Genomic DNA, 382 nt, shown 5'->3' with positions numbered 1-382 from the left:
AACAGCTTATAGAATTGCTACAATAGTAAGCTGTGCATCCATTGTGGTAACGGCTGTATACATTTTAAGAGCAACGGGCAGCAGTATTTTAGGTGCAGTAAAGAATGAACATTTTTTGAGTTTGAAAGATGCCACATGGAATGAAAAATTAGCTGCTTTGTTGTTGTTGATTGGAATTATTGTAATCGGTATAATGCCTTATGTATTACAAAATGCAATAACAGCACCGGTTGTTGATATAATGAATCATTTGAATGCGAATAAGTAATGCTTGATTTAAAAATATATCACCGCTGAGGCGGAGAGACACAAAGGTTTCGCTGAGAAGTAAACAATTAAAACTTTGCGTTAACGCTGCTTCTCTGCGGTAAAAAATAAAAGA

At 35.1% G+C, this 382-nt stretch carries 1 protein-coding gene; it reads left to right on the top strand.

What is annotated here, in order from left to right:
- Positions 1-268 (top strand): hypothetical protein (locus E3E36_RS12755; RefSeq protein ID WP_206203766.1); only part of this gene is annotated, 268 nt, incomplete at its 5' end.
- Positions 269-382 lie beyond the last annotated feature (114 nt).

The sequence above is a fragment of the Thermococcus sp. M36 genome (assembly GCF_012027355.1).
Classification (GTDB): domain Archaea; phylum Methanobacteriota_B; class Thermococci; order Thermococcales; family Thermococcaceae; genus Thermococcus.
The sequence above is the reverse complement of the archived record's forward strand: the minus strand, read 5'-3'. Positions and strand labels throughout refer to the sequence as shown.